Origin of the sequence: Dongia mobilis (assembly GCF_004363235.1) — a bacterium.
In the GTDB taxonomy this organism is placed as follows: domain Bacteria; phylum Pseudomonadota; class Alphaproteobacteria; order Dongiales; family Dongiaceae; genus Dongia; species Dongia mobilis.
In genome coordinates this window covers 1-1,635 of the sequence record NZ_SNYW01000005.1, presented here as the reverse complement: position 1 = coordinate 1,635, position 1,635 = coordinate 1, and the positions used below count along the sequence as shown (strand labels likewise).

The 1,635-nt window shown below is 67.0% G+C and carries 2 protein-coding genes; both read left to right on the top strand.

Translation table 11 applies throughout. The features are described 5' to 3' along the window. Positions 1-1,236, top strand: a 1,236-nt coding sequence (locus A8950_RS01535; RefSeq protein ID WP_133611770.1) for an SH3 domain-containing protein, incomplete at its 5' end; no start/stop codon positions are given. Between the two features lie 178 nt (positions 1,237-1,414). After that, the coding region (locus tag A8950_RS19600) for a caspase family protein (protein WP_208109704.1) at positions 1,415-1,635 on the top strand (221 nt) is incomplete at its 3' end.

The window sequence follows — 1,635 nt, the reverse complement described above, 5'->3', positions numbered from 1 at the left end:
CTCACCGCCAATGTCGTGCTGATGCCAGCCGCTTCCGCGCCAAGCGCCACAGCCGCGCCGGCGCCAACCGCCGCCCCGCAACCCGCACAGCAGCCCGCACAGCAGCCGGTCGAACCCCTGCAGGTCGCGGCGGTGCCGGACCCGGCCGAGCAGGCTGCGGCCGTTGTACAACCGGTCCCGGCCGCCGCAGTGACGACCCCCAGCCCGCCGGCGCAGCCCGAGATCTATGCGGCGCGGAAGAATGCCAATATCCGGGCCGAACCCAATACCGGGGCGCGCGTGCTCGGCAGACTGAAACGCGACGAGGAAATCGCGGTCACCGGCGCCAGCGCGGACGGCGCGTGGCTGCGCGTCACGGGTTCCTTTGGCACGGGCTTCGTCAGCGCCAGCCTGCTGCAACGGCAGGAAACGCAGCCGGTCGTCATGGCGCCGGCCCCGGCGCCAGCACCGGAACTGGTTTTGCCGCCAGCCAACGCGCTGCAGCTCGACGCCGCCTTGCGGACCGATGTTGACCGGTTTGTCGCAAACTCGGAGAAGATCAAGACCCATTTCCGCTTTCTCGCGGTCAACGGCAAGGGTGACCGGATCGGCACCTCGACCAGCTGCAAGATCAAGAAATCCGGCTGGGGCGGTTTCTCCGCCGAGGGCAGTTGCGACGAGGGCACGGCGCGCGAGGAGGCGTTGCGCGCCTGCGGCAGTGATTGCCGCATCATCTATAACGGCGCCAACAAGGTCGGCGATTTCGAAATCGTATGGTCGGATGTTGGTGCCGCAACCGCGACCCCGACGGTTGCGGCCACCACGGCAGAACCGGTCGCCGAGGCTCCAACTGCCGAAACGCCGGTCGCTGATTCCCCGGCCGTTGCGGCATCGTCTGCCGCATTGGCGCCGTCACCGGCAACGCCGACGGCCACTGCGCCGGCAGCATCGGCCCAGGGCGGCGGCAGCGTCCTGGTCCTGTCGGAATCGCTGCGCCGCGATGTCGAGCGCTTCATCGAGAATTCAAAGGAGATCAAGACCCATTTCCGCTTTCTCGCGGTCAACGGCAAGGGCGATCGGATCGGCACCTCGACCAGCTGCAAGATCAAGAAATCCGGCTGGGGCGGTTTCTCCGCCGAGGGCAATTGCGACGAGGGCACGGCGCGCGAGGAGGCGTTGCGCGCCTGCGGCAGCGATTGCCGCATCATCTATAACGGTGCCAACAAGGTCGGCGATTTCGAGCTCGCGTGGCAATAAGCCACGATACGTTCGATCCAGTCCTCGATTGGCATTCCCTGACCATTCTGTGACCGGCGTCATTTTCCGCCGCTGCGATCCTGCCTAGATCTGCGAGATGGCGCATTGCGACTGGCGGCGGGCCTGCATCCGCCCGCCAATCGGCGGCCCATCGGCCGGGCTTCGGGAGGAATGCAGCATGTGGCAAAATCGGCAGACGACGCGACGCAGCGGCGGCGGCCCAAGTGCAGCCGGCTATGCACTCGCACTCTTTGTCGCGGCGGTGGGGTTATTGGTTCAGGCGGGGGTGGTCCGGGCAGAATCGGCGCGGGTGGCGCTGGTGATGGGCAATGGCGCCTATGACAGCAGCATCGGCCGGCTGAAGAACCCGGTCAACGATGCCGAGCTGATGGCCGACAC